The organism is Paenibacillus sp. 01T442 (genome assembly GCF_056398345.1).
Genome location: NZ_JBFTPF010000172.1, coordinates 1 through 3,052, shown reverse-complemented (window position 1 = coordinate 3,052; position 3,052 = coordinate 1). Strand labels below are relative to the sequence as shown.

At 53.4% G+C, this 3,052-nt stretch carries 2 rRNA genes; both read left to right on the top strand.

The window, feature by feature from the left end:
- Window positions 1–113, top strand: a 16S ribosomal RNA gene (locus AC1DLM_RS35085); the annotation flags it as partial.
- A gap of 24 nt (window positions 114–137) precedes the next feature.
- Window positions 138–3,051: ribosomal RNA gene (locus tag AC1DLM_RS35080) — 23S ribosomal RNA — on the top strand.
- The last annotated feature ends 1 nt before the right edge of the window (window position 3,052 follow it).

The following is a 3,052-nucleotide window of genomic DNA, read 5'->3' as shown; positions in this document are numbered from 1 at the left end:
GAAGTCGGTGGGGTAACCCGCAAGGGAGCCAGCCGCCGAAGGTGGGGTAGATGATTGGGGTGAAGTCGTAACAAGGTAGCCGTATCGGAAGGTGCGGCTGGATCACCTCCTTTCTATGGAGACTCGTRTCTGATAGAGGTTAAGCTAGAAAGAGCACACGGAGGATGCCTAGGCACTAGGAGCCGAAGAAGGACGTGGCGAACGACGAAATGCCTCGGGGAGCCGTAAGCAGGCTTTGATCCGGGGATGTCCGAATGGGGGAACCCAGCTGTGGTAATGCGCAGTTACTCWAWAGTGAATACATAGCTWTWGTAGAGGCAGACCCAGGGAACTGAAACATCTAAGTACCTGGAGGAAAAGAAAACAAAAGTGATTCCGTCAGTAGCGGCGAGCGAAAGCGGAATAGCCCAAACCAAGGAGCTTGCTCCTTGGGGTTGTAGGACCTCGAYATGGGGTTAGTTTGGTAGGCGAAGTGATCTGGAAAGGTCCGGCATAGAAGGTAAAAGCCCTGTAGCCCAAACYRAACGAAWCYCCTAGAGGTATCCTGAGTACGGCGGGTCACGTGAAACCCCGTCGGAATCCGGCAGGACCATCTGCCAAGGCTAAATACTCCCTAGTGACCGATAGTGAAGCAGTACCGTGAGGGAAAGGTGAAAAGCACCGCGGAAGCGGAGTGAAAAAGAACCTGAAACCGTGTGCTTACAAAAAGTCAGAGCCCTCTATATGGGTGATGGCGTGCCTTTTGTAGAATGAACCGGCGAGTTACGTTCCCGTGCGAGGTTAAGTTGAARAGRCGGAGCCGCAGCGAAAGCGAGTCTGAATAGGGCGCTTTAGTACGTGGACGTAGACCCGAAACCGTGTGATCTACCCCTGTCCAGGGTGAAGGTGAGGTAACACTCACTGGAGGCCCGAACCCACGAATGTTGAAAAATTCGGGGATGAGGTGGGGGTAGCGGAGAAATTCCAATCGAACTCGGAGATAGCTGGTTCTCCCCGAAATAGCTTTAGGGCTAGCCTCGGATGTTGAGTTGTGGAGGTAAAGCACTGATTGGGTGCGGGGCCCGCCAAGGGTTACCAAGTCCAGTCAAACTCTGAATGCCACAAACTTAAATCCGGGAGTCAGACAGTGAGTGCTAAGATCCATTGTCAAAAGGGAAACAGCCCAGACCATCAGCTAAGGTCCCCAAGTGTGTGTTAAGTGGGAAAGGATGTGGAGTTGCACAGACAACCAGGATGTTGGCTTAGAAGCAGCCACCATTGAAAGAGTGCGTAATAGCTCACTGGTCGAGTGACTCTGCGCCGAAAATGTAACGGGGCTAAACACGCCACCGAAGCTATGGCTTGCACWATGTGCATGGGTAGGGGAGCGTTGTATGTACGTTGAATTCTGACCGTAAGGACAGGTGGAGCGCATACAAGTGAGAATGCCGGTATAAGTAACGAAAAGATCAGTGAGAATCTGATCCGCCGAAAACCTAAGGGTTCCTGAGGAAGGCTCGTCCGCTCAGGGTAAGTCGGGACCTAAGGCGAGGCCGAAAGGCGTAGTCGATGGACAACAGGTGGAAATTCCTGTACCACCGTAGCCGTTATGAGCAATGGAGTGACGCAGAAGGATAGTGACGCGAGCTGATGGATGCTCGTCCAAGCAGTGAGGCTGGTTAGTAGGCAAATCCGCTAACCGTAAGGCTGGGCTGTGATGGGGAGGGAAATKTAAGTACCGAAGGTCATGAGTTCACACTGCCAAGAAAAGCTTCTAGCCAGGCGAAGGTGCCCGTACCGCAAACCGACACAGGTGGGTGAGAAGAGAATTCTAAGGCGCGCGGAAGAACTCTCGTTAAGGAACTCGGCAAAATGACCCCGTAACTTCGGGAGAAGGGGTGCCTCGGTAGGGTGAATAGCCCGAGGGGGCCGCAGTGAAAAGGCCCAAGCGACTGTTTAGCAAAAACACAGGTCTGTGCGAAGCCGCAAGGCGAAGTATACGGGCTGACGCCTGCCCGGTGCTGGAAGGTTAAGAGGAGTGGTTAGGGGCAACCCGAAGCTATGAATTGAAGCCCCAGTAAACGGCGGCCGTAACTATAACGGTCCTAAGGTAGCGAAATTCCTTGTCAGGTAAATTCTGACCCGCACGAATGGCGTAACGACTTGGGCGCTGTCTCAACGAGAGATCCGGTGAAATTTTAATACCTGTGAAGATGCAGGTTACCCGCGACAAGACGGAAAGACCCCATGGAGCTTTACTGCAGCTTGATATTGGACTTTGGTACGATCTGTACAGGATAGGTGGGAGCCTTTGAAGCCTGAGCGCCAGCTTGGGTGGAGGCATCGTTGGGATACCACCCTGATCGTATCGGAGTTCTAACCTRGTACCGTGATCCGGTATGGGGACAGTGTCAGGTGGGCAGTTTGACTGGGGCGGTCGCCTCCTAAAATGTAACGGAGGCGTTTAAAGGTTCCCTCAGAATGGTTGGAAATCATTCGCAGAGTGCAAAGGCATAAGGGAGCTTGACTGCGAGACCTACAAGTCGAGCAGGGACGAAAGTCGGACTTAGTGATCCGGTGGTACCGAATGGAAGGGCCATCGCTCAACGGATAAAAGCTACCCTGGGGATAACAGGCTTATCTCCCCCAAGAGTCCACATCGACGGGGAGGTTTGGCACCTCGATGTCGGCTCATCGCATCCTGGGGCTGAAGTAGGTCCCAAGGGTTGGGCTGTTCGCCCATTAAAGCGGTACGCGAGCTGGGTTCAGAACGTCGTGAGACAGTTCGGTCCCTATCTGTCGCGGGCGTAGGAAATTTGAGAGGAGCTGTCCTTAGTACGAGAGGACCGGGATGGACGTACCGCTGGTGTACCAGTTGTCTCGCCAGAGGCATMGCTGGGTAGCTATGTACGGAGGGGATAAGCGCTGAAAGCATCTAAGCGCGAAGCCCCCCTCAAGATGAGATTTCCCAGTATGTAAGACCCCTTGTAGACGACGAGGTTGATAGGTTCGAGGTGGAAGTGCGGCAACGTATGCAGCTGACGAATACTAATCGGTCGAGGGCTTAACCAAA